The organism is Thalassotalea sp. G20_0, from assembly GCF_017744175.1.
GTDB lineage: Bacteria > Pseudomonadota > Gammaproteobacteria > Pseudomonadales > Endozoicomonadaceae > Endozoicomonas.
This window is the reverse complement of record NZ_JAGHQV010000007.1, coordinates 167447-193602: the sequence shown is the minus strand read 5'-3', so window position 1 is coordinate 193602 and position 26156 is coordinate 167447. Positions and strand designations below refer to the sequence as shown.

Sequence of the window (26156 nt, the reverse complement as noted above, 5' to 3'; positions counted from 1 at the left end):
GATTAAACCGTGGTGATTTAATCGCTGATTCAGCAGTCAGTGCCGATCAGCAAGGCCGCCTATCTTACCGTGGCGGCTTTCGTTGTCAAGCATTCGTTTTTCAGAAGAAGAAAGAAGCTTTCCAACTCGCTAACGTCGCTCTCAAGCCCTGTCAGCGGAGGCGCATCTTACCGCGCCAGTTTGATTTGTCAACCGGTTGTTTTTCATTCAATCCAAACAACCCACTTTCAAACCACACTTCCTGATCAGCGATGATGATTCATTCTGCTGATCCGTGGGTGACCGTTTCAGGTTAGCCCGTGGAAGAGAGGCGCATGATAGAGAAATTTTGACTTTAATCAATAAGCGACAGGCGTTTTACGTACAATCACCTAGAACAACCGGTTTGATAAAATATTACTAGTATTTATGAACCAGTCTATGAACACACAGCCCGTTTGATTGGCTGCGCCGGACTAAGGAATTTTTCACGACAAAAGTATTACTGCCTGAAACTTTTCATCCTGTTTCATGATCCAAAGGGCTTGAACGTGATAACAGGAAATTCAAATGCAAGCCGCCCAGCCATTTCCGTCATTTACTGCAATGCTTTCTGGTAGAGCCCTCACTAACAATCCAGCGACAAATAATTCCTCTGGGCTTCCTCCAGACCTCATCAACACTTTTTTCCACCGTGGTGTCAGGATGATCACTGAGTTGCCCCCATCATACATAAATGTAGTACGTTGTAGCAGGGATCACATCCTCGGAGACATAGTCCAATGCTATCAAGGGCATTTGCTGTGTCGTCATTGCGTACACCATGAGCAGTATAAACAACTGAACTTCCCCCCGGGTGATTTATCTGACTACCGTTGCCCTATAGATAAAGACTCCCTTTTTCCGGACACCAATTCAACCCGGGAAATAAAATTTGTTTATCAAAGTCAATGCCCTTCAAACACCACCTATAGAAACACGGGTTGCACATGGCGCGGGTCTTATAACGGTATCAAGGGTCATCTCGACAAATGTGAAAATATTCCCCTGAAAGACAGGATAAGAATGCTACAACACGATCGTTCAGAGGATGCCAGAAGGATAGATCAGCTTATTGATCAGATAAAACAGCTGGAATCGCTACTCAAAAAGCCACAACCATCTATCCAAAACAGGATGGCATCACTGGATAAAGATATGGAATTAATGAAACAACAAATGCAACAAATTACCCGGGAATTTAACGCAAAACTTCAGGCGCTGAGAACGTCTCCCAGTACCTCACTACCGCCTGACTTTAAGCAACTCTACAATAATCTAGAATCTCAGACTGAAGAAAATCGTCTTGCTATTGCTGATATCAAAAACGACATTACCAATGCACTTCATTTGATGAGTCAACTCAGGGATGTTGATCCCGCTGCTTTGCCTCAGATGGCTGGAGCCCTTAAAGTCAATGCCTTACAGGACAAAACAGCATCCCTGAACGGTACCCTGGTATGGAAGATTGATGGATTTGCAGCCAAACGGATGGCGGCTATCAATCGCAACCCAGAGTCCCTATATTCACAGCCATTCTGTACCAGCGAATTCGGGTATAAGATGCGAGCAAGGGTCTACCTGAATGGTGATGGATCAGGAAAAGGCACTCATATCAGCTTGTTTCTGGCTTTAATGAAAGGTGACTATGATGCTATTCAGCGTTGGCCGTTTCAACACAAAATTACTTTTATGATCCTCGATCAGAATGGTTTAGATGACGAGTTGGACGCTTTCTCCCCCGACCCGAATGCAGCACCTTTTCAACGACCAATAAAGCCAAGTAACATGCCCGCTGGCAACCCTCAGTTCCTGCCACTCTCCAGACTGGAACATGGATACGTTAAAGATGACACCATGTTTATCAAGATTGTTGTAGATACCAGTCAGAATTGACACTCCGACGATTAATGAAGGATTGAATGAACAGTCAGAGAGATATTAGAAAGCTCCCATTGTTGCTCAGAGGGGGTCTGTAACACTCGTTGCCATTATGCAATCAGGAACACCACCAGAGGTTCATAATGCGTATTTATCATCTGGGCTCATCCACTGAACCCGTTTCACCAAGTAATCTCTTAAGCAGCTGTTCATTTTCAACCGATAACTCGCAAGCCAGCTTCTGTTGATGTTTGCAAATCGTTTTATGAAGTTCTTTGTGTGACAGCAGCAGTTGCCGCAATGATCCAAACCGATGTTCAAAAAGCCAGTCGTATAATCGAATATCTGAATAGTTAATTGAGGGATTGTCTTGAGAATCTTCATCCTCATCACTATCTTCAATATCAGACTCTATCCCATCGTCACTCTCAGTTCTTGTAAAACGACGTCTGTCAGGCTCCAACCCTACCCTGATAAAATCACTGGTTGGTGCGAAGAACATGGCTTCCATACGTTTCATGAAGGCATCGGTGCATGATTCCATAACAGGCTCATAGGGCAGGTAGATGAAAGGCCGAAGACTCATCCCTACGGGGTGCTCAGCCTTGGCTTGTGCCAGCAAGTCGCCAAGCTCCACTCTATTCTGGTCACTCAAATCCCTGGCAATCATTTCGACCGTATCATCAATTAGATAGAACACATCCGGATAGCCTTTTAGCAGTTTACCGATATCCTCTGCCCGAGTTTCCATCAAGGCGTCCGAAATAGCTCCCTTCAAAGCGTCAATATTTTCGGGAAAATGATATTTATAGGCAGCTTTCAGGGCGTAACTGCATAATTCCAGCTTTCGATTAAACTCGCCATCTTCATCTTCTCCGAAGGTACTGAAACACACGGAAAGCAATGTTTGGCCATCACCATCAACACCGCTCAGGGCCAACCCTGATTTTATCCAGTAGAGAAGCACTTCGATATCTCGATAGAAGTCATAGGGAATCATTTTACTGACAAAAAGCGATGCTTCGCTGGTGCATTGACTGATATCTAATCCATAATGAGCAAGCAATCCCAGTTTTTCGCTATCGAGTCTGCGATTTTCGATCATTGAACTAATCGGAATGTACTGGGAACGGTTGTCTACGTTACCGGTACTGGCTCCTGCCCGCAACAAAAGAACGGCCATACCATTCCATGAAGTTGAGCTCAACGCATTAGACAGGGCTGTTTCGTCGTTGTTGTTCAATGCATCAAGAACTTCGGGATTTTCCCTGACTTTCTTCAGCAATATGGCCATAAGCTCCAGGGAAGCACCAGTGGAGCAGGCAGTGTGTAATGGCGTGTTGCCCAATCGATCCGTAGTCAGCGAAGCCCCATGACTCAAAAGCCAGATAACTACGATATCTGGATGAACCGGGTACAGAGACCGATTCAGACTATTCCTCCGAAGGATACAGCTCGCTTCACAAAACTGATGCACCAGGGTTTCCCCTGCAAAGTTAATAGGCTGATTGATATCAACCCCACCCTGACTCAAATACCATTGCAGTTTCTTCAGAATATTTGGGTCACGCACGGACAGTGGAGAGTACCAATACACCGTATCATGGGGCCCATATACAGATGTTTGGCATATATGTCGGACTTGTTTGGCGTGAATATCAATGACCCTGTTCTGTAACAGCGTATCTAATTCCTGAATGTCGGCATTGTCGCGAAACAGCATATCGCACTGGCATAGTGGGGAGCGGATCAATTGTGTTGTGGGGTTTTGGCACACGACCGACTGACCATTGAATTCCCCTGCATTGCCAGACTGCATTGACAGGTGGTGGCAAACCACAACGGGAAAGGGAAGAACCGATTTGAAGGCCGTGAGATCCTCAGGAGTGACCGTATTCATAATAAATCTTCCAAATTGCGTTTTTTGTGAATGTCAATCAACAGCAATCCATTTGAAAAAGCGCAGGTTGATCATTGAATATAACCAGATAGCCAGTCTGGTATAAGGTGGGAGATAATCAAGTATTATGTTTGGGATGCGCCCCGGGAAAGAGCGCAGAGGAGATAAAAAAGAGGTATTTACTGGATATGGGCCAACACGCCATCCAGCTCATCCAGTGAATTGTAGGAAATGACCAGCTTGCCTTTTCCTTTGGCACTGCACTGAATGGCGACCCTGGCTCCTACCTTTTCAGACAACTCATCTTCGAGCTGCTTTATATTAGGGTCAAGCCGCTTAACGGTTTTTCCGCCTTTTTCCTTTTCCTGCTGGATTCGGCGAACCAGTGCTTCCGTCTGACGCACAGACAATCCCTTTGCGGTAACGGTCCGGGCTACTTCTAACTGATCCAGTTCGCCCAGGGAAAGCAACGCTCTGGCATGGCCCATTTCCAGGTCGCCATATTCAAGCATTTTCTTTACTTCAGGGTTCAGGGCCATCAGTCGCAATATATTAGCAACGGCAGCCCTGGACTTACCAACGGCCTGGGCCACTTCCTGCTGGGTCAGTTCGAACTCTTTTTGCAGCCTGGAAAGTGCAATCGCTTCTTCAATAGGATTCAGGTCTTCCCGCTGGATGTTTTCGATCAGTGCCATGGCAATGGCAGCCTCATCGGGAACCTCACGAATCAGGGCAGGAACTTCTGCGAGGCCTGCCAGCTGTGCTGCACGCCAGCGACGCTCACCGGCAATGATTTCATAGCGATTCAGCCCGGCCGGACGAACCACGATTGGCTGCATGATGCCCTGCTCTTTAATACTTTCAGCCAGCTCTTCCAGGGCATCGGGGTGCATGTCTCGGCGGGGCTGGTACTTGCCACGCACCAAAAACTCAACGGGCAGGTCTTTCATTGTCCCATCCAGTGACTCCTTGACCGGTGTTGGCCCGGCAAGATCATTAGACAGGGATGACGGTAGCCTGGCGCTACCCAACAGTGCATTTAAGTTAGTACCGAGACGTTGTTTCGCCATGGGTCAGTGAGTTCCTGTTTTCCTTGTCGACTTGCCGTTAAGCCCCTTGATGTCATGCTTGCGCACCAGCTCTCCGGCCAGGGCCAGATAAGCCACCGCACCACGGGAGTTCCGGTCATAGGCCAGTACCGGCTTACCATGACTCGGTGCCTCGGCAAGTCGAACATTACGGGGAATCACGGTTCGGTAGACCTGATCACCAAAATGGTTGATGAGCTGTCTCGATACTTCTGTGGTCAGCGTCATCCTGGGGTCATACATGGTGCGCAGCAGACCTTCGATGTGCAAATCGGGATTGATGGTTTCCCTCAGGCCTGCAATGGTTTCCATCAGGGCCGTCAGACCTTCCAGTGCATAGTATTCGCACTGCATCGGGATAATCACCCCACGGGCAGCCACCATGGCATTAATGGTCAGCATGTTCAGAGATGGAGGGCAGTCAATCATGATAAAGTCGTACTGATCTTCAACCCTGGCAAGTGCGTCATGGAGTCTGGATTCCTTGCGGTCCATCTCCATCAGCTCAACTTCTGCTGCCGTCAGGTCGGCGTTTGCCCCCAGCACATCATAACCGCCATCCCGGGATGGCAGGATTGCCTGTTCGATATCACAACGCCCGGTCAGTACATGATAAACGGACCATTGCTGAGCATGTTTGTCGATTCCGCTACCCATGGTGGCATTCCCCTGGGGGTCAACATCAATAAGCAGCACCCGCTGCTTACTGGCCGCCAGGGAAGCCGATAGGTTAACGCAGGAAGTGGTTTTGCCAACCCCCCCCTTCTGATTGGTTACCGCTAGAATTTTAGCCACAGCCGTTTAATACCATTCAATGCCTGTTACGCAAAATGACAAGATGACGATCGCCGTCTGTGCCCGGTACCTTTAAAGGCTCACAGCCAACCAGCTCAATTTCGTGACGATCCATCAATTCCTTCAATTCTTCTTCAGGATATAGCCCTTTCATGGCCAGATAAACACCTGAAGGTGATAATAAGTGTTTTGTGCCATCTACCATATTAACCAATGAGCTGAATGCCCGTGAAGTAATGGCGTCAAAAGGGACATCCACCTGAAAAGACTCTACGCGGGAATTAGTAACTTCCAGGTTATTGAGCTGAAGGTCCAGTTTTGCCTGAAGCATGAAGCGGGTCTTCTTGCCATTGCTGTCCAGTGTCGTGAATTGTTTATCAGGGTACATAATCGCCAGAACCACGCCTGGCAGTCCCGGGCCTGAGCCTACATCCAGAATCACCTCGCCAGAAATATGGGGAACAATACTCAGACTATCAACAATATGCCTGAAGACCATCTCTCTTGGGTCACGAATGGCGGTAAGATTGTAGGCTTTATTCCACTTGTTCAGCAGCAGAACATAGCGGGTCAGCAAATCCGCCTGAACCGGGGACAAATCAAGACCGAGTGATTTGGCACCCCGGCCAATATCGTTCTGTAATGTCTGAGCCAGGGAGTGGTCGGTTAATGATGATTGAGAAGCGTTCATGGATTCCTTCAGCCAGCGGGCGGTAAGCCTTGCAGTGACAATAAGCTACCTGGATGCCCTCTGGCTTTACTGATGAGAATAGATAACTGATCAGTCTATTTCATAACTTTGATAAAATCGACGCAATCATTCATTCACGAATTATCATTCATCGCCTGCAGGGATGCCTGTAAGCCGGCCAACTGTCCTTTTACTTTTTGATAGGCTTCATAGGTTTTGATGGTTTCTGCCAGCCTGGCATCTCTCTCAAGTGGCTCTTTGTCCGGATCATAAACAGCAGTTACATTTTTCGCTAACTCCAATGCCTTCATTGCTTCCACGCACATACTGACGTTATTGGGTAATCTCGTTGCAGGTTGAGCCACAGGCTGCTGACCATTAGCATGTCTGCCATGATCCTTTGCCACCTGAACATTAACAACCTCTGCCTGTACATTAACAATTTCCACCTGTTTTCCCAGTTGTGCCGTATAGTATGCGACAAGTGACCTTTTCAATGCACCGCAGCGCATGGCCGTGGCGTAGCAAACTACATCCTGGGCCTCTTTTGAATCGATATCCACCCGGGGGACACAGGTTGCCCATGTACGCTCAATTTTCGAACACTCAAGTCGTAATTCGATAATAGCATCGGTCAGCTGTGTTTTTTTCTTCCGGCGTGCAGCAAGCTCATCCTGCGGATTACATTCTGTTGAACTCTCAGGGGCCTCTGCCCCTGCTGACTTTTCATTTTTCTCCCGAACACCAGCCTGAGGGGGAAAGTCATCAGGCACTTCAGGCAAGGTAATACTGAACTCCTCCAGTTTTTTTGCCGACGCATTTTGGTGGCTGCGGGCAGGAAGGTAGGGGACAACATGTTGCGGCACGGCAGGAAGCAGATCGATTATGTCATCATCATCTGGATCACGATTCATAACATCATGAGCCACAGTCATCAGATCCTGCATAACAGTCTCAAAACCAGGAATAGCCAAAGCGGGAAAGTTAGGTGACATGGAACTACCTCATTCACAAAATGAAAACTATTTTCTCTCTGCGCGCAGACATTAACTTTAGAGAAAAGTTTCAACAGCAGAAGGAATTGTGTGGTTGTCGCAGATTACTCAGTGACTGATTAAATCAAGACAGCAGTCTATCAGGCAGGAAAATAAGGTTAGTCAAAACTGGTGCAGATCTGATCAGAAAATGGTTTCAGGCCAGAGTTCTAAGCCAGTGTTGACCCTGGCTCCAGACTGCATAAATCCTGACAATTTTTTGCTGGAAGTGATCCAAGACTATTAATAGACATTAGCTTGTCGGAGCAGGAGAGCAGCGCCGGATGTGAGCCGGGAAGCCCTTCCGGTATCTCCTGGCCAATGGCTTGATAATGGTCAATCCAGAACGGCATCAGCTCTCCGGTTTCCATATCCCGGAAACTCATGGGTGTTTCTTCAAACAGGAAAATTCCTTTATTGGCATGGCGAAACGCATGAACAATTAATTCACTGCAATACCAGCTTTTCTGGTGCTCTTCCTGATTCTGGCGGTAGTGAGGGTCATAGGGTATCGAAAGCTGCTGCTCTGCAAACGCCAGGGCATCCGGTACCAGTGCCGAGTAACTCGATGCCAGCCGACAGACCAGGACACACGGTCTGCCATGGTTGTCTAAAACCGAGCTGCTGACAAAGTCATCCAAAGCGGTTTTCTGCACCCGGGGCATAACAGCTTCTATAACCATGCCATCGCCGTCGTAGAGCGCGACATGATTAATGGCTGCACCGTCCCGACCCGCAAAGAGCCGACTGATAACCCATTCGGCCTCTCCGCCTGAGCGCAATTGGAACAGCAGGTCACCCGGCATGAGGTCTTTGGCGATCACATTGGCTGGCATTACAGTGACTGGCAGCGCTTTATCCATAACGAACCCAATATCTGAAAATCATCCCGTAATTGCGTTACAGGTAATATAAAGAATCATGTTCAGGAGTATAGAACCTGTCAGGCCATTTCATTCCGCAACAGGTCAAGTACCTGACGGGTATCAGGACGAACACCACGCCAAATGGCAAACTGCTCTGCCGCCTGTTCAACCAGCATACCAAGCCCATCAATAGTTTTACCTGCACCCTGCTCACGACACCAGCGATTGAAAATGGTTTCGTCGGCACCGTACATCATGTCATAACAGCAGGTGTTCTGATCAATAATATGGCCGGATATGGGCGGCATCTCTCCCTGCAGGCTGGCAGCAGTGCCGTTGATAACCAGGTCAAAACGACCCTCTATATCGTCGAATCCACAGGCAGAAACGGCTTTATCCGTAAAGAGTTCAACCAGCGTATCAGCCTTGCTGCGGGTTCGATTGGCAATAACAACTTCAACCGGTTGCTCTTCAAGCAGGGGCTCAAGCACTCCTCTCACGGCACCACCGGCCCCCAGAACCAGTACCCTAGTACCTTTAATGGTTACACCGTTATTTGCCTGGAGATCTGCCACCAGGCCAAGCCCATCGGTGTTGTCCCCATGGAGCTGGCCATGTTCATCCTGCCACAGGGTGTTTACCGCACCGGCTTTTTCTGCTCGTGACGTTCTCTTCTCAGCTAACTGCCACGCCTCTTCCTTAAAGGGTAAGGTGATACTTAACCCCAGATCACCGTTTTCAAAGAATTCATCGATCGCTTTTTTAAAGCCGCCAACGTCAACCAACAGGGCGGTGTAACGCAGACTTTGGTCAGTCTGGTCAGCAAACAATGTGTGAATAACCGGTGATTTGCTGTGGGCAATAGGGTTCCCCATTACTGCATACGTGTCTACTGGCCCAGCCATGATTCAGACCCTCTTGATTTATGCCCAGTCTTTTGGCTTTAAAAATTCTTCATACAGTCGAGCCTCTTCGGTGCCGGGCTCTGGACTCCAGTTGTAATCCCAGCGGACATGAGGCGGTAACGACATAAGGATAGACTCTGTACGACCACCGGACTGCAGACCAAACAAAGTACCCCTGTCGTATACCAGGTTGAATTCCACATAACGGCCACGGCGGTACTCCTGAAAACGCTTGTGCTGCTCAGAGTAAGGCAGGGATTTACGGCGCTGTACAATGGGCAGATAGGCATCAATAAAGCTGTCGCCGACCGACTGCATAAACTCAAAACTGCGCTCAAATGGCCACTCATTCAGGTCATCGTAGAACAGTCCGCCAATCCCCCGGGGTTCGTTGCGGTGTTTCAGGAAGAAGTATTCATCACACCACTTTTTATAGCGGGGGTAGACATCATCACCAAAGGGATCACAGGCTTGTTTGGCCACCTGATGCCAGTGCTGACAATCTTCTTCAAAGCCATAGTAAGGCGTCAGGTCATAGCCGCCACCAAACCACCAGATCGGTGCTTCTCCTTCTTTATGGGCGATCAGCATCCGGACATTGGCATGGGATGTTGGCACAAATGGATTATCCGGGTGGATCACCAGGGAAACCCCCATGGCCTGAAAACTTCTGCCAGCCATATGTGGTCGATGAGCAGTGGCGCTGGCAGGGAGCTGATCCCCGGTTACATGGGAAAAATTCACACCGGCTTTTTCAAACACCGTGCCCCCTTCAAGCACTCTGGCTTTACCGCCACCATCACCCTTGTTGCCGGAGCCAAGGTAGTCCCACTGGTCTTCCCTGAAGGAGCCCCCGGTTTCTTCTGCTTCAATCGCGGTGCATATGCGATTCTGCAAATCCAGGAGGTATTGCTTTACGAGATCTACAGACGGTTCTGACATTCCGGGACAATTCCTGAGTTTTAGTAATATTAGCCAGCCCTTACCAGCTCACCCGAACGCAGGTCCTGAATCCTTGAGGGTGTTTTCTGCTCTCCGGTTTCGCCGGGAACAATGCCATCAAGCAGAGAGCCAAACACTTCCTCTACACCTGAAAACGTTAACAGCGGGTCCTTACCGGCAAGGTTTGCTGACGTAGACACTATCGGGTGCCCTGTTGCTTCACACAGTGTTTTCACCAGTGGATGCGCAGTGATACGAACAGCAACCGTATCAAACTGGCCTCTGACCCAGTTGGGTGCCCAGCCAGCAGGGTCTGGAATAAGCCAGGTATAAGGACCTGGCCAGGTAGACTTCAGCCGGGCTCTTTCTTCACAAGAGAGGGGATTAAGTAGCGGGGCAAACTGATCCTCTGAAGCACCAATCAGAATGACCCCTTTTTCAATCGGTCGCTGTTTGATGTCAAGAATCCGATAAACAGCCTGCTGGTTCCAGGGGTCACATCCCAACCCCCATACGGCTTCTGTGGGGTAAGCGATGACACCGCCATTTCTGATTATTCTGGCTGCCTGACCTACATCCATCATGAAAACATCTCTCAGGGATAACTCTCAGCTAGTTAACGGCTGCCGGAGAACAGCGTCTTTCGCAAGAACTGCTTCAGCATTCGCCAGATAGTCAGCCCGAGATTGCAACACATGGGCTGATATTTTTCGAAGCATCACCAGTAAGGTTCGCTAGTCTAGCAAGAGAAGTTCAGAAGCAACACCCGGAAGTGTAAAGCACGATACTTTCCGCTGATTCACAAATCAGCCAAGACGAATAAAACCACCGGATGTGGACTCTATTACGCCATCAAGCTCCATTTCGGTAAGCACGACAGAAAGCTCCGCAAAAGGAATCCCGGAAAGTGTGCTGATTTGATCCGCACTGACAACGTCAAACCCCATCACTTCAATAACTTTAAGTCGCAGTGGGTCTGTCTCTTTTCGACTGGAAGTGGATGGAGAGAATTCATTCATAACACCATGGAGCTGTGGTGCGAGTTCAATTAATACATCATCAGGACTTTCTACCAGCACCGCACCTTCGCGGATCAGCTTATGACACCCCCGACTTAACGGGTTCAGCACCGAACCCGGTATGGCAAAAACCTCACGACCCTGCTCCGCAGCCAGCCTTGCTGAGATTAACGAGCCGCTTTCCAGTGCGGCTTCAACCACCAGAACTCCCAGGGATAAACCGGACAGAATACGATTGCGACGGGGAAAGTTACCGGCAAAGGGTTTTGTTCCCAGAGGATATTCACTGACGATGGCCCCCTGACTGGCAATCAACTGATAAAGATCCTCATGCCTTGCCGGATAAACCTGATCCACACCGGTACCCAACACGGCGACTGTCGCACCGTAACAACCCAGTGCGCCCTGGTGGGCAGCCGCATCGATACCCAGTGCCATACCACTGGTAATCACCAGGCCACTTCTTGATAAGTGTTCACAAAATTCCCGGGCCACCCGGCGACCATTTGGTGTAGGCCTTCGGCTACCGACAACGCCCAGCTGCGGCTCACTGATTAGCTGCCTGTTACCAATGACGTAGAGCACAACCGGGGCATCAGGCAGCTCTTTCAGCGCTTTGGGATAGAGATGGGAGTCCGGTGTCACAATGGCATGGGCCTGACTGGCTTCCAGCCATGTCTGTGTCCGGTGCAACTGTTTCTGAATAGATGAGTCTCTGTGGGCATTGACCAGCAAACTGGCCAGTTTCTCCGGAATAATACTCTTCAGTTGATTAAATGATGCGGAAAAAAGCTGGCTGGGATGTTGGAATTTGTCGATAAGCTGGCTGGATTTGATGGGCCCCAGCCCCGGAATAAGGGAAAGGGTTAGCCAGGGGAGCAGCTGTAACCAGTCCTTCTGGTCGGTATCAGTGTATATCATTGAATTCTCTTTCCGGAGTTGTGTGGCTTATTCTGGTTATTAACAGCTCTGTCCGAATAAGCCACACATCCAATGAAGCACCCGGTAAACATTCGGGCTGTTGTTTGAATAAATGGTTACTTATGGTTGTGGGCTCCGGAGGATATAGCCAACTTCAATATCCTCTTTAGCTGATAGCACAATACCATAGCTCATTTTTTCAAAAGGTCGATAAACCATCACCAAACCGATTCTCTCGGATGGCAGAGAGACCTGTTCATTGGTAAATGGGTCGAAGGCTTCTTGTGTCTTTCGATAGACGGCCAGGATATCCCCTTGCCTGAGACTCTCCCTTTCCCCTTTGTTGATAACGACCGTATCAAACTTGGAAATCTTTTTTGTGTTGTTCATGTTAGCCGTGACAATACCCTCTAAAGGCGCAGCCGGTGCTCTTGGAAAAAACGTCGTGACCAGTCCGCTGGCATCCTGCTTGACCACCCGGTCACCGGGTTTCATCTCCATGTTACTGTCCTGTACGACCATGGAGGCAACCCCTTCCCTGACACGACTCAAGTTGATGGTTCCGACATCAATGCCAATGAGCCCGAGCACTTCATCGGTTTCCGGGTCAACAATCTGCTGACCACGGCGAACAACATCAAACCGCAGGGTATGTCCGGCAAAATCTCCCCGTGCGTATATTTTATCCCCAGCCCCTGACACCAATTTGCCACCTTTCGCAGCAAACACATAAGGCGCATTATTCAGCTGTTCCTCACTGGAAAATACATGACCGCCTTTTAAATAACTTTGCACAGCACTCAGGGGAATCGCCGGGATTGCTGACTCTCCGGGCTTCACCCGGATTTTTGGCGTTAATTTAATCGTTCGACCAGGCTTCCCGCGACTGGAAATCATCAACCTGGGCTGGCCATTGATATAAACCAGACTGATAACATCGCCGGGGTAAATCAGGTGGGGATTCGCTATCTGGGGGTTAGCATGCCAGATTTCCGGCCATAACCAGGGGCTGTCCAGAAACGTAGTGGATATATCCCACAGGGTATCGCCTTTCTCAACGGTATACCTGCTGGGGGAGTCTGCCTTTACCGGGCTATCGTATGCCAGTCCCAGTGAGGACATACAAAGCAGGATTCCTGCCAGAGCAAAGCGTCTCATTGTCGTCCCGATCCCTTGAATAGTTTTTAGTTTAAGTTAGGGCCTGTTGAGTTTATGTTGCCACACCAAATTTCTTCGTCTAGACCATACGAACAGTGTATCAACCGCTTCAGCCTGTGGGCAATCGGCTCTCTGTTAGTTCTCGGCTTTAGTACCTGATTCTCAAGATCAGATCACATAAATAGCCCTGCATTCTCAGCGCTGGATCAGAAAGAATAAGGCTACTATTAGTTGTTGTTGTAGTTTCCTGAGCCAGTATCCCTGTGTGGGTTGGATAAAGGAGCAACTTTGAAACAGAAAAGCCTGATGTTTCTGGCAGCGTTAGCCTCTGTTGTCAGTTTGCTGGTGATGGCAGAAACGCCCATCCTGCATAAGTCACACGGACTCTCACGTTTTGATGATCTTAAATACCCGGAAGGCTTCAGGCACTTCGATTACGTCAATCCTGACGCCCCGAAAAGAGGCAAACTTAACCTTGCCGCCATTGGTGTCTTTGATACGTTAAATCCTTATTCCCAAACCGGAACCCACATCTCCCAAATCTCCCCCCTGCGATTTTTTACTTTGGGTTTTCTCGGTTTGAATGAACCCTTGATGGTGGGTACGGGCGCTTACAGCCCGTCCGGCGATGAAGCCCGGTCTGCTTATGGACTGATTGCCCAATCAGTGGAGTACCCTGACGACAGCCAATGGATAACCTTTAACCTCCACCCCAACGCCCGCTTTCATGATGGTCATTCGATTACGGCAGAGGACGTTGAGTTCTCTTTTGAGTACCTGCGCACCAAAGGCCCGGTCAAATATCAGATTCAGCTTAAGCCCATTGCCCGTGTTGAGGTTCTGGATCAACACCGTGTTCGCTTTCATTTCAAGAGGTCTGGCAACAGGGATCAACTGTTCTGTGCTGCCGAGCTGCCAGTTCTGCCTGCTCACTACTGGAAAGACGGGCTTAACGGGAAATCCAGACTGACGCCGCCACTGGGCAGCGGGCCCTACAAAATCACCCATGTGGAAGGAGGGTCATCGGTTACCTTTACCCGGGTTAAGGACTACTGGGGGAAGGATCTGTCGGTAAACCGGGGCAAATACAACTTCGATCAGATCACGCTCTATTTCTATCGGGATCTGACCACTGCCTTTGAAGCGTTTAAATCCGGGGCGCTTAGTCTCTATTTTGAACCCATTGCCAAAAACTGGACCAGGGCCTACAACTTTCCCGACATCATCTCAGGCAAAGTGATAAAGGCTGAAATTCCAACCAAAATGATTATTGGCAGTCCAATGATCGTGTTCAACACCCGCCGGGCTCCCTTTAATGATATTCGGGTAAGAAAAGCGATTGGTTATCTGCTGGATTTTGAGTGGAGCAACCGGACACTGTTTGAAAACGCCTATGTCCGGGCCAACAGTTACTTTCCAAACTCCATATACGCCGCTTCAGGTCTGCCCTCTGCCCATGAACAGGCGCTGTTAGCCCCATTTCGCACGCAGCTGCCCGATGCCCTGTTCCATCAGCCATTTTTATCCCCCAAAACCAGGGGCGATGGTTCGATCAGAGCCCAACAGCAACAGGCTCTGGCACTACTGAATGAAGCAGGGTGGCAGTTCAAGGGGGGCAAACTGGTCAACCGGCAGCAAGAGCCGCTGACGTTTGAGCTGATCACTTCCAGTCATCTGGCGGACAGGCTTGTTTTGCCGTTTAAAAAGAACCTGGCCAGCATCGGTATTGAGCTGAAATACCGGGTCCTCGACATCAGCAACTATTTACAGCGAGTGAGAAAACTGGATTTCGATACCATGGGTAATGCCTATTCTCTGGGACTCTCTCTGGGCAGTGAGCTATTCAGGTACTTTCACTCCAGTAATGCGGATATATCCGATACCCAGAACCTGGCCGGCATTAAAAACCCTGTGATTGATGCGCTGCTGGAGAAAATACCAGGAGCCGGGAGTCAGAAAGAGCTGGAAACCATTATTCACAGCCTTGACCGTGTGCTGCTCTGGAATCACTACGGTATTCCGCTCTGGTATTTTGGCAAAGTCAGACTTGCCTACCAGAGTAATATCAAGCGACCGCCGGTAACCACAGATTACCCCATGATCATCAATACCTGGTGGCAGGCTGAATAAGCACGGCTAGGTACAGACTGAATTTCCAGATATACTGAAAGGTCAACAAACTTCATTATTCGACTGCCTCGACCTGAGATCACTGATGGCTCTACTGGAAATACTTGAATACCCTGACCAAAGACTTCGTACGGTTGCCAAGCCTGTAGCGGAGGTCAATGACGACATTCGACGTATCGTTGATGACATGCTGGAGACCATGTACGACGCCAAGGGCGTGGGTCTGGCGGCAACCCAGGTGGATATTCATCAGCGCATCGTGGTTATGGACCTTTCTGAAGAAGGTAACGAGCCCCAGGTGCTTATCAACCCCGGCTATGAGCCCATCGGCGATGAAAAGTCCGACTTTCAGGAAGGCTGTCTGTCGGTCCCCGGCTTTTATGAACTGCTGGACCGCTACGCCCAAGTGAGACTCACGGCTTTAGATCGTGATGGCAATGAGTACACACGGGATTATGACGGGCTGGCGGCGGTCTGTGTTCAGCACGAGCTGGATCACCTGGAAGGTAAACTGTTTATCGACACGCTTTCCCGCCTGAAACAGGACCGTATCAGGAAAAAGCTTGGCAAAAGAAAACACTGATGAAAAGCCTTCGAATTATCTTTGCCGGAACCCCTGAGTTTGCCAGTGCACACCTTCAGGCCATTCTGGATAGCCAACACCAGGTGATCGCCGTTTATAGCCAGCCGGACAGGCCAGCAGGGCGTGGTCAGAAACTCATGCCATCACCGGTCAAATCCCTGGCTGTTGCCCACAATATTCCCGTTTTTCAGCCAAAGTCCCTGAGAAATGAAGACGCTCAGCAGGAACTTGCCGCTCTGGATGCTGACCTAATGGTGGTTGTTGCCTATGGGTTGATTTTGCCACAGGCGGTTCTCGACACGCCAAAGCTGGGCTGTATTAATGTGCATGGCTCCATTCTGCCAAGATGGCGCGGAGCAGCCCCGATTCAGCGGGCTATTGAAGCCGGTGACACTGAGTCAGGTGTCACCATTATGCAGATGGACGCCGGACTGGATACCGGTGACATGTTGCTGAAAGCCTTTTGCCCCATCCACCCAACCGATACCGCATCAGACCTTCATGATCGTCTGATTGAAGTGGGTCAGCCTGCTCTTATTCAGTCGCTTGATGACATTGCCGCTGGCCATATTCATCCGGAAAAACAGGATGACATCCTGGCTAACTACGCCCACAAGATGAGTAAAAAAGAAGCACGGCTGGACTGGCAGAAATCAGCACAGGCCCTGGACCGGCAGATTCGGGCATTCAATCCCTGGCCTGTGGCGATCACCGCGTTGGATGACACGAACATCCGTGTCTGGGAAGCCACAGCCCTGGAAGAAGGCACAGCCGAAGCGCCGGGAACCCTGATCAAGGCTGATAAAGATGGTCTGGATATTGCCTGCCATGAAGGCACCCTGCGCATTAAACGGCTGCAATTGGCTGGAAGCCGTGCAATGACTGTGCAGGAGCTGCTGAACAGCAAAAAAGCGATGTTCAGCACCGGAAAACAATTCAGTTAGGCGCTTTTTTACCTGATATGGCTAAACAATCTTCTGTTCGACAGCTGGCAGCACGGGCGATCACCCGGGTAACCCTGGGCGAATCACTGAGCAGTGTACTGCCGCAGTTACAGGAAAAACTGTCCAAAAAAGACCAGCCATTATTGGCTGAGCTTTCCTATGGCACACTCCGTTACTACCACCGGCTGGATGCCTGGCTTAAGTTTCTCACCGAGAAACCCCTGAAAGAAAAAGAGCAGGATATTCATAACCTGATTCTGGTTGGTTTTTATCAACTGTTCTTTACCCGCATTCCACCCCATGCCGCCATTGGTGAGACGGTACAGGCAACCCGGACCATGGGGAAAGCCTGGGCCAGGGGCCTGGTCAATGGCATTCTCAGAAATGCCCAGCGCCGGGTTGAAGAGTTGCATGACCTGGAAGAGCGCAGCCCGGTTTGCGGCTGGTCACACCCGAAATGGCTGGTCAATACCATAAAACGGGCCTGGCCAGAGGATTATCAAGCCATTCTTACGGGTAACAATCAGCCTCCTCCCATGACCCTTCGGGTTAATGAACAGAAGATCAAGCCTGCCAGATACCTTAAAAAACTGTTGGATGACTGTATCGCGGCGAAACAGTCCAAAATTGCCCCGCAGGCCATCACCCTGGGCAGGCCCAGTGCCGTTGACAAGCTGCCACTGTTCCATGAGGGGGCTGCCAGTGTTCAGGACGAATCAGCCCAGCTGGCAGCGACCTTAATATCAGCGAAACCCGGTGATCACATTCTCGATGCCTGCTGTGCACCGGGGGGCAAGACCTGTCACTTGCTGGAACTGAACCCGGGTATTACGGTGGATGCATTGGATGCCGATAGCGTCCGCCTGGAAAGAGTGGCTGAAAATCTGCAAAGACTGGGTTTGACGGCGAATGTTCTGTGCGGTGACGCGACGGATCCCGACAGCTGGTTCCCGGGCAAGCCATACGACCACATTCTTCTGGATGCCCCCTGCTCAGCGACCGGCGTTATTCGTCGCCACCCGGATATCAAACTGTTGAGAAAGGCAGAAGATATTGACGCACAGGCTCAGCTGCAACAGAAAATCCTCAAGGCTATCTGGCCCCTGTTGAAACCCGGCGGCACGTTACTCTATGCCACCTGTTCCATCATGCCTCAGGAAAACCATCTGCAAATTGAGCAGTTCCTGTCAGAAACACCGGACGCCAGATTGCAGTGCATTGACGCTCCATGGGGTCACGATACCGGGTTTGGCAAGCAGCTTTTTCCCGGCTCTGGCAACTCTGTGAACAGCGGCGACGGATTTTTTTACAGCCTGATGGTAAAGATGGATTCCTAAATGAAAATTATCATTCTCGGTGCCGGTCAGGTGGGTGGCACGCTGGCAGAAAACCTGGCCAGTGAGGAAAATGACATTACCGTGGTCGATACCGATGCCACGCGACTTCGTGAGCTGCAGGATAAAATCGATATACGAACCATCCAGGGTAAGGCATCGTTTCCCGGAGTACTGAAACAGGCCGGGGCCGATGAAGCCGATATGCTGGTGGCGGTCACCAACAGTGATGAAGTGAATATGGTGGCCTGCCAGATTGCCTACACACTGTTCCACACGCCGTCCAAAATTGCCCGTATCCGTCAGGCGGCTTACCTGAAGAATGAGAGTCTGTTTGCCAATGCCGCACTGCCCATTGATGTCCTTATCAGCCCGGAGCAAGTGGTTACTAACTACATCAACCGACTGCTGGAGCGTCCCGGTGCCCTTCAGGTACTGGATTTTGCCGAGGGTCGTGTCCAGCTGGTGGCCATGAAGGCTTATTATGGCGGCCCACTGGTGGGTCATGAGCTTCGTTATATCCGTGAACACATGCCCAATGTGGATACCCGGGTAGCCGCCATTTTCCGTCGTGGCAACGCCATCATGCCCAAGGGGAACACCGTGATCGAGGTGGACGATGAAGTCTTCTTTATTGCTGCCCGTGAAGATATCCGGGCCGTGATGGGCGAACTTCAGCGGCTGGATGATGACTACAAGCGCATTATTATCGCCGGTGGTGGCAATATCGGCCTGCGCCTGGCCCAGGCCGTGGAAGACCAATACAAGGTCAAGATCATTGAGCACAATATGGAACGTTGCCAGTTTCTGTCAGAAACGCTGACCAAAGCCATGGTTTTCTGCGGCAACGCCTCTGATAAAGAGCTGCTGATCAGTGAAAATATCGAAGATACCGATATCTTCTGTGCCCTGACCAATGACGATGAAGCCAATGTCATGTCCTCTATGCTGGCGAAACGTCTGGGGGCTCGTAAGGTCATGGCACTGATCAATAACCCCGCCTATGTGGATCTGGTGCAGGGCGGTGAAATTGATATTGCGATTTCTCCACAGCTGGCCACTATTGGCAGCCTCCTCAAGCACGTCAGACGCGGCGACATAGTAAACGTTCACTCACTGCGTAGAGGCGCTGCTGAAGCGATCGAGGCGATTGCTCATGGTGATGAACACAGTTCCAAAGTGGTGGGTAAAACCATTCAGGAAGTGGAGTTACCCCAGGGCGCGACCATTGGTGCTATTGTTCGTAATGATCAGGTGCTGATTGCTCACGATACCACCCGAATCGAATCCGGTGATCATGTGATTCTCTTCCTGACCAATAAACGCAAGATCCGTGAACTGGAGCAACTCTTCCAGGTTGGTCTTGGGTTCTTTTAAACCATTGCTTTGTGGCTATCCATCACAGGAAACTATTCCTGACAACTGATGTCTAAGGGAGTTAAATACGATAGCATCGATAGGAAACAGCCTTGGACACAAGCAATCAACTGAACGCCAGCAGAAAGGCCACGTCACTTAATCCTGAAAGTACCGGAACTGACCAGCAAAGCACCGACCTCATTAAAAGATGGTCCACTGCTGGTCGGCCTGTAGCAATAGTGCGCCCACAGGTTTCTGTCAAAGCAGATACACCCGTTCATGCAATGACCGGACCCACAACAGCACAAGATGTCACTCACATCATCAACCCAGACCTGCCTTACTTTCCACAAGGTGCCACCATCGACCCCGAAATGGCCTACCGTTTCCTGCTAGCGATTGATAATGAAAGCTCAGCCCCCTCAGCAAGCGGTGGAGAACCGCTGATAAGCAACCCGGCTTCCACCAATGATACTGAACGGTCTGACTTGTTGATAACGTCGATGACTGATTTACCACCCAGGTGTAATATCCTTTAGCCCCCTTTTTTATATGACAAAAGTCGTTCAGGCTTTATTTTTCCCATGGATTGGGAGTAACCTGCTACAGCATAAAATTAGAATTTCTTATAGCCATTATAAGAACGCAACATGGCAGTTTGTTTTAGTGCCCGGCAATTCCTTACTTCCATATCGCCGAGTGCTTGCACTGGATGAAGCAGGAGCACCATGCAGTTTCAGGTTATTCTTCCCATTTTGGGCATTTTGTTAATTTTATTCAGTACGTCCAGCCTTCCTCCGATTGTAGTGGCACTGCTTTATCAGGAGCAGGAAATGTCCATTTTCATCTACACCTTCCTATTGACACTAATGCTTGGCGTCCTCCTCTGGTTCCCCTTCCGGCATATCAAAGATGAGTTACGCACCCGTGAAGGGTTTCTGGTCACCGCACTGCTCTGGATTGTTCTGGGGGCCGTGGGTTCACTGCCATTTCTACTGATGGAAAGCCCGGCACTCAGTATTACCGACGCACTGTTTGAGTCCATGTCCGGCTTAACCACCACGGGAGCTACCATTCTAACCGGGATTGAGCACCTGCCCCGCTCTGTTCTATTTTATCGACAACAGCTGCAATGGCTTGGCGGTATGGGGATTATTGTGCTGGCAGTGGCCATTCTACCAATGCTGGGGATCGGCGGTATGCAGCTGTATCGAACAGAGACTCCCGGACCGGTTAAAGATTCAAAACTAACGCCCAGAATTACCGAGACCGCCAAAGCGCTCTGGTTTCTTTATCTTTTTCTAACGGCCGCCTGTGCCCTGGCATACTGGTTAGCGGGGATGAACCTGTTTGACGCGATCTGCCACAGTTTCACTACCATCGCCATCGGCGGTTTTTCTACTTACGACGCCAGTATGGGCCACTTCAACTCCCCCATGATTATCTCTGTTGCCATCTTTTTCATGCTGGTTGCCGGGATCAATTTTGCCCTGCATTTTACCGCCTGGCGCAATAAGTTATTGACCCACTATATTCAGGATCCGGAAGTTAAGTGGTTTCTGGCCATTTTGGGTGTTGTTGGCCTAATCACCGTTACCACGCTCTATCTTTCTGATACTTACCCCCTTGCCAAGTCCTTCCGCTATGGTCTGTTTGAAGTGGTATCCGTAGCCACAACCACTGGCTACACCTCATCCTCCAGCTTTTCTGCCTGGCCAACGTTTCTGCCCCTGCTGTTGTTTTTTACCAGTTTCATGGGGGGGTGTGCAGGCTCTACCGCAGGTGGAATGAAAGTCATCAGGGTTGTTCTGATTGCCAAACAGGGAATGAGAGAACTTCGTCGTTTAGTTCACCCTAATGCGGTCTTCACCATCAAGATTGGCGGAAAACCCGTGAGCTCAAAGGTGGGTGAAGCGGTGTGGGGATTCTTTGCTACTTATATTTTGATGTTTGTTCTTCTCTTTCTGGCTCTACTGGCAGCGGGTTTAGACTTTACTACGGCATTTTCAACCATTGCTTCCTGCCTGAATAATCTCGGACCCGCTCTCGGCGAAGCAGCGTTCAGTTACCGGGGCCTGCCCGATGCCGCAAAGTGGATTCTTGCTTTTGCCATGCTACTGGGACGCCTGGAGATTTTTACACTTCTGGTGTTGTTTACTCCAACCTTCTGGCGTTATTAATGCCATTCGGGAGAAGATGGTTACATCGAAGAGCTATCTTCTCCTGCCAGTACATCAGTAGATGAAATCGGCAAAGCTACCCCGGTACAGCGGCCAGAACAAAGGTTACGGGCTGAAAATATGCTGAATAAAGCAGCGGTTAACCGGAGGCAGCATCAATAAGAACCATGGAGAAGAGTTTCCGGTTGGAATGCATAGGATTAAAGTCAGTCTACCAGGCTCTCACCCTCCAGAACACTGAGCCATAGAGATTTATCAAATGGATTCACCAAATCAAAAATATTAGACTTGGTAAAGCTTACCGAGTCTAATTTTAGCCCATTATCGTCCCCCTTTTTTGAATAAATACGACTGGAATCTGTTTGACAGGAAACATTCCTGAATGCCCAATCCTCACGCAAGGACGTGACATTATTGTTGTCAGGAATCTGGGCACTATGAGGGTTGTGATCTGTTAAACCCGAAGGGCTTAATACTTTATGCGTTACCTGGTTTGGCTTAACACTGGTATGAGCAACGCTTGACGCTTTTTGAGCAATCACGGATTTCTTGTCCGGTTGCCTTACGTCAGAAACAGGATTATTGCCAGAACGCTGCCTTTTGGGATGGGCTACCTTCCGGCTTGTTACAGTTTTGCCTTTTAACTCGCTTTCAGCATCGGATTTTTTGCGCTTTATGGGGTGAAACTTGTAATCAGGATACTTTTTTTTGTGCTCAGCTTTTTCTAATTTGGCTTTCTGAACAAAAAACTCCTTCTGCTTCTCAGACATTTTATTCCAATCTTTGGCCACTAGTTTGGATAATTCACTTTGATAGCAATCCTTTACTTCCTTTGCCTTTATGCTGCGAAAAATAATAAACGCATTTCTGGGCCTGGGTATGTGATTGTGCTTTGATTTTACAGAGGCAGTTGTAGAGGCAGTTGTCTCAACCATCTCTCTATTATTAGTTTCAGGCTCCCCGGCAGGATAAGAACCCGGGGCAACAGTTGGACCAGAATTAGTTACATGCACGGTTAAAAAACCTCTCTAAAACCTGCATTGACAACGTTTTGAGCTATTAAGTTCCCAATGGGTCCCCTTAATGTTTACCCACATTGTTCACAACTTATCCACAGCTTAAACTTAATCGCACAAACCGGTATACTCCCTCTCTATTTTTACAGTCGAACCCTGCGAGTGATCACTCATAGGGAAACCTGCGCCAGGTGAATAAACCGGTCATCGATAATTGCTCGCAACACAACGCTCAATGTTCAAAAAACGACCCGTTTGCATTTGAGCCTCCAAGAGGTAGAAAAGTGACTTCCCAGAGCACACCAGATATCTATACATTCCAGGGGCTGATCCTCGCCCTGCAACAATTCTGGGCCCAACAGGGCTGCGTCATCATGCAACCACTGGATATGGAAGTGGGTGCGGGTACTTTCCACCCAGCCACTTTTCTGCGTGCCATCGGCCCGGAAAACTGGAACTCGGCTTATGTTCAGCCCAGCCGTCGCCCAACCGATGGCCGTTACGGTGAAAACCCCAACCGTCTGCAACATTATTACCAGTTCCAGGTGGTGATGAAGCCATCCCCCGATAATATCCAGGAGCTGTACCTGGAATCTCTCCGGCAACTGGGCATTGATCCACTGGTTCATGATATCCGTTTTGTCGAAGATAACTGGGAGTCGCCCACACTGGGTGCCTGGGGTCTTGGCTGGGAAGTCTGGATGAACGGTATGGAAGTCACCCAGTTCACCTATTTCCAGCAGGTCGGCGGTATTGAGTGTTACCCGGTTACCGGCGAGATCACCTATGGTCTTGAGCGCCTGGCCATGTATATCCAGAATGTTGATAACGTGTATGACCTGGTCTGGACGGTGGGTCCACAGGGTCCGGTCACTTATGGCGATGTGTTCCATCAGCAGGAAGTTGAAATGTCCACATTCAACTTTGAACACGCTGACACGGAAGAACTGTTCAAACAGTTCGATTTCTTTGAACGCGAATCCCGGAAGCTGGTTGATATCGGCCTGCCTCTGCCGGCTTATGAGTACGTTCTGAAAGCTTCACACACCTTTAACCTGCTGGATGCCCGTCACGCGATTTCGGTGACGGAACGCCAGCGTTTTATCCTGCGCGTCAGAACGCTGGCCAGGGCAGTCGCCAAAGCTTACTTCGATAAGCGTCGTGAGCTTGGTTTCCCCCTTGCGGATGACACCATTCGTGATGAAGTTCTGGCATCTCTTGCCAAAGAAACCGCGCAGGAGGAAAAATAATGAGCACTTCTGTGAATAAAGCACATAAAGAAGACTTCCTGATTGAGTTGGGCACGGAAGAGCTGCCACCAAAGGCATTAAAAAGCCTGTCTGACGCGTTTACCCGGGGCATCCTTTCCGGTCTTGAACAGGCCCAGATCACATTTACCGATTATGAGTCGTTTGCCGCCCCCCGTCGTCTGGCTCTGCTGATCAAAGGCCTGGATAGCGCGCAGCCGGATCAACAGCTTGAGCGCAAGGGGCCTGCGGTCAAGGCCGCCTATGATGCCGAAGGCAACCCAAGCAAGGCAGCCCTCGGTTTTGCCCGTTCCAACGGGGTAGATTTTGCCGACCTGGAACAGGAAGAAACACCGAAAGGTGCATGGCTGGTCTACCGCTCGGTCAAACCGGGTCAGGCCAGCAAAGATTTGCTGCCGAAAATTATTACCCAGTCTCTGAATAACCTGCCCATTCCCAAACGTATGCGCTGGGGTGCCAGCCGTACCGAGTTTGTCCGTCCCGTTCACTGGCTGCTGATGCTGCTGGGCAATGAGATTATTGACGTTGAAATTCTCGGCCTGAAAGCCGGTAACACAACCCGTGGTCACCGCTTCCACGGGAACCGGGAAATCACCATCAGCAATCCTGCTGACTATGCACAGGTTCTTCATGAGCAGGGCAAAGTGATTGCCAACTTTGCAACCCGTCGCGACATTATCCGTGAGCAGGTTGAACAGATTGCTGCCACGATTAATGGTCATTCGGTGATTGATCCGGACCTTCTGGATGAAGTCACTGCGCTCAATGAATGGCCGGTCGCCCTCTGTGGCCGTTTTGATGATGAATTCCTGGCCGTTCCATCGGAAGCACTGATCTCTTCCATGAAAGGCCATCAGAAATATTTCCATGTGGAAAACAGTGAAGGGAAACTCCTGCCGCACTTTATTACCGTGGCCAATATTGACAGTGCCGAACCTCACCTTGTTGTGGCAGGTAATGAGAAAGTCATTCGTCCGCGTCTTGCCGATGCCAAGTTCTTCTACGACACTGACCGTAAACATACACAAGACGATCGTCGTGAAAAACTGAAACCCATTGTCTTCCAGGCACAACTGGGTTCAGTGTTTGCCAAAACAGAACGTATCGCACGACTTGCATCTTACATTGCGCAAACGGAAGGTGGTGATGCCTCGCTGGCTGAACGTGCCGGTCAACTGTGCAAGTCCGACCTGGTGTCTGAAATGGTGCTGGAGTTTCCCGAGCTGCAGGGCATCATGGGTCAGTACTATGCCGACAACGACGGTGAAAACCCCGAAGTCAGCAAGACGCTGTATGAACAGTACATGCCCCGCTTTGCCGGTGACCAGCTACCGTCAACACTGATTGGCTGTGCCGTTGCCATTGCCGATAAAGTGGACACCATTACCGGTATTTTCGGTATCAATCAGCTGCCAACCGGCAGTAAAGACCCTTTCGCACTTCGTCGTGCCAGCATCGGTGTGCTGCGAATCATTGTTGAGAAGAAACTCAATCTTGATCTGGAAGCGCTGATCGATCAGGCGATTCTTGGCTATCAGGAGCAAGGTGTTTCACTGCCCGCACTGGATAACCTTAATACGACAGTCGTCAATTACATGCTGGAGCGTTTTGATGCCGCTTATCAGGAAGAAGGCATAGCGGTTGAGATCATCAACTCCGTCAAGGCATTACGCCCTACCCGGCCACTGGACTTTGATCGTCGTATAAAAGCCATTACCCGCTTTAATGCCATGGATGAAGCGGATGCCCTGGCTTCTGCCAACAAGCGGGTATCCAATATTCTGGCGAAAGCCGGGGATATCATTATTCCTGACGCGCTGGATGAGACACTGCTGAGTGAAATTTCTGAACTTGAGCTTGCCAACATTGTGTTTGCCAAGAAAGAGGAAATTGCCCCCGCACTGGCAGAAGGTCGTTACGCGCTGGCCATGGAGAGTCTGGCGGCACTGAAGCAACCGGTTGACCTGTTCTTTGACCAGGTGCTGGTCAATGCTGAAGACGAAGCTATCCGTCTGAACCGCTATGCACTGCTTAAGCAATTGCGCAGCCTGTTCCTGCAGGTAGCGGATATCTCTTTGTTACAGAAAAGCTAAATACAACCTGATAAAGTGCGGCACCAGCCGC

The 26156-nt window shown here is 49.8% G+C and carries 23 protein-coding genes; 11 read left to right on the top strand and 12 right to left on the bottom strand.

The features are described from left to right. Window positions 1-245, top strand: a 245-nt coding sequence (locus J7438_RS06550) for a hypothetical protein (protein WP_209275898.1), incomplete at its 5' end; no start/stop codon positions are given. A gap of 910 nt (window positions 246-1155) precedes the next feature. Continuing rightward, window positions 1156-1914, top strand: coding sequence for an MATH domain-containing protein (locus J7438_RS06545; protein ID WP_209275897.1), 759 nt, complete (start codon window positions 1156-1158; stop codon window positions 1912-1914). 139 nt (window positions 1915-2053) lie between these two features. Here J7438_RS06545 and J7438_RS06540 read toward each other — a convergent pair whose 3' ends face one another. From J7438_RS06540 to J7438_RS06490, 11 genes are all read right to left on the bottom strand, one after another. Continuing rightward, window positions 2054-3622 (bottom strand): ankyrin repeat domain-containing protein, encoded by a 1569-nt coding sequence (locus tag J7438_RS06540; RefSeq protein WP_286196446.1) that lies wholly within the window; start codon window positions 3620-3622, stop codon window positions 2054-2056. A 356-nt stretch (window positions 3623-3978) separates the two neighbouring features. Beyond that, window positions 3979-4869, bottom strand: coding sequence for a ParB/RepB/Spo0J family partition protein (locus J7438_RS06535; RefSeq protein ID WP_209275895.1), 891 nt, complete (start codon window positions 4867-4869; stop codon window positions 3979-3981). 3 nt (window positions 4870-4872) lie between these two features. Continuing rightward, window positions 4873-5682, bottom strand: a complete 810-nt coding sequence (locus J7438_RS06530; protein WP_101746999.1) for a ParA family protein — start codon at window positions 5680-5682, stop codon at window positions 4873-4875. 16 nt (window positions 5683-5698) lie between these two features. Then, the gene (rsmG, locus tag J7438_RS06525; protein WP_209200242.1) at window positions 5699-6373 is read right to left on the bottom strand and encodes a 16S rRNA (guanine(527)-N(7))-methyltransferase RsmG; all 675 of its coding nucleotides are present in this window, start codon (window positions 6371-6373) and stop codon (window positions 5699-5701) included. 134 nt (window positions 6374-6507) lie between these two features. After that, window positions 6508-7368, bottom strand: a complete 861-nt coding sequence (locus J7438_RS06520; protein ID WP_209275894.1) for a hypothetical protein — start codon at window positions 7366-7368, stop codon at window positions 6508-6510. A 209-nt stretch (window positions 7369-7577) separates the two neighbouring features. Next, on the bottom strand, window positions 7578-8270 hold the full coding sequence (locus J7438_RS06515) for a YiiX/YebB-like N1pC/P60 family cysteine hydrolase (RefSeq protein WP_209275893.1): 693 nt from the start codon (window positions 8268-8270) through the stop codon (window positions 7578-7580). 80 nt (window positions 8271-8350) lie between these two features. Further along, complete coding sequence (aroE, locus tag J7438_RS06510) at window positions 8351-9178, bottom strand: shikimate dehydrogenase (RefSeq protein ID WP_209275892.1); 828 nt, start codon at window positions 9176-9178, stop codon at window positions 8351-8353. A gap of 18 nt (window positions 9179-9196) precedes the next feature. Continuing rightward, window positions 9197-10120 carry an oxygen-dependent coproporphyrinogen oxidase gene (hemF, locus tag J7438_RS06505; RefSeq protein WP_209200246.1) on the bottom strand — a complete coding sequence of 308 codons (924 nt, stop codon included), beginning with the start codon at window positions 10118-10120 and terminating at the stop codon, window positions 9197-9199. Between the two features lie 29 nt (window positions 10121-10149). After that, entirely contained in the window at window positions 10150-10704 is a 555-nt protein-coding gene (gene tsaC, locus J7438_RS06500; protein ID WP_209275891.1) for an L-threonylcarbamoyladenylate synthase type 1 TsaC, read from the bottom strand. Between the two features lie 222 nt (window positions 10705-10926). Further along, window positions 10927-12060, bottom strand: coding sequence for a DNA-processing protein DprA (gene dprA, locus J7438_RS06495; RefSeq protein WP_209275890.1), 1134 nt, complete (start codon window positions 12058-12060; stop codon window positions 10927-10929). Between the two features lie 120 nt (window positions 12061-12180). Next, entirely contained in the window at window positions 12181-13182 is a 1002-nt protein-coding gene (locus J7438_RS06490) for a LysM peptidoglycan-binding domain-containing protein (RefSeq protein ID WP_209275889.1), read from the bottom strand. A 324-nt stretch (window positions 13183-13506) separates the two neighbouring features. Between J7438_RS06490 and J7438_RS06485 the strand changes: the two genes are divergently transcribed. From J7438_RS06485 to J7438_RS06455, 7 genes are all read left to right on the top strand, one after another. After that, entirely contained in the window at window positions 13507-15348 is a 1842-nt protein-coding gene (locus tag J7438_RS06485) for an extracellular solute-binding protein (protein ID WP_209200250.1), read from the top strand. An 85-nt stretch (window positions 15349-15433) separates the two neighbouring features. Further along, window positions 15434-15931, top strand: a complete 498-nt coding sequence (def, locus tag J7438_RS06480; RefSeq protein ID WP_101746989.1) for a peptide deformylase — start codon at window positions 15434-15436, stop codon at window positions 15929-15931. After that, window positions 15931-16875, top strand: a complete 945-nt coding sequence (fmt, locus tag J7438_RS06475; protein ID WP_209200251.1) for a methionyl-tRNA formyltransferase — start codon at window positions 15931-15933, stop codon at window positions 16873-16875. The genes def and fmt overlap by 1 nt, the downstream gene beginning before the upstream one ends. Window positions 16876-16892: 17 nt before the next feature. Beyond that, entirely contained in the window at window positions 16893-18212 is a 1320-nt protein-coding gene (gene rsmB / locus J7438_RS06470; protein ID WP_209275888.1) for a 16S rRNA (cytosine(967)-C(5))-methyltransferase RsmB, read from the top strand. Then, entirely contained in the window at window positions 18213-19586 is a 1374-nt protein-coding gene (gene trkA, locus J7438_RS06465) for a Trk system potassium transporter TrkA (protein ID WP_209200253.1), read from the top strand. Between the two features lie 92 nt (window positions 19587-19678). Next, the gene (locus J7438_RS06460; protein WP_209275887.1) at window positions 19679-20107 is read left to right on the top strand and encodes a hypothetical protein; all 429 of its coding nucleotides are present in this window, start codon (window positions 19679-19681) and stop codon (window positions 20105-20107) included. Between the two features lie 189 nt (window positions 20108-20296). After that, window positions 20297-21748 carry a TrkH family potassium uptake protein gene (locus tag J7438_RS06455; protein ID WP_209275886.1) on the top strand — a complete coding sequence of 484 codons (1452 nt, stop codon included), beginning with the start codon at window positions 20297-20299 and terminating at the stop codon, window positions 21746-21748. A 206-nt stretch (window positions 21749-21954) separates the two neighbouring features. Here the strand turns inward: J7438_RS06455 and J7438_RS06450 are convergent, their stop codons facing one another. Beyond that, window positions 21955-22761: an HMG-box domain-containing protein gene (locus J7438_RS06450; RefSeq protein ID WP_209275885.1), complete on the bottom strand. Its 807-nt coding sequence runs from the start codon at window positions 22759-22761 to the stop codon at window positions 21955-21957. A 287-nt stretch (window positions 22762-23048) separates the two neighbouring features. Here J7438_RS06450 and glyQ point away from each other — a divergent pair, with 287 nt between their 5' ends. Together glyQ and glyS are read left to right on the top strand one after the other, a co-directional pair. Next, entirely contained in the window at window positions 23049-24014 is a 966-nt protein-coding gene (gene glyQ / locus J7438_RS06445) for a glycine--tRNA ligase subunit alpha (RefSeq protein ID WP_353620101.1), read from the top strand. Next, entirely contained in the window at window positions 24014-26125 is a 2112-nt protein-coding gene (gene glyS / locus J7438_RS06440) for a glycine--tRNA ligase subunit beta (RefSeq protein WP_209275884.1), read from the top strand. The genes glyQ and glyS overlap by 1 nt, the downstream gene beginning before the upstream one ends. Window positions 26126-26156 lie beyond the last annotated feature (31 nt).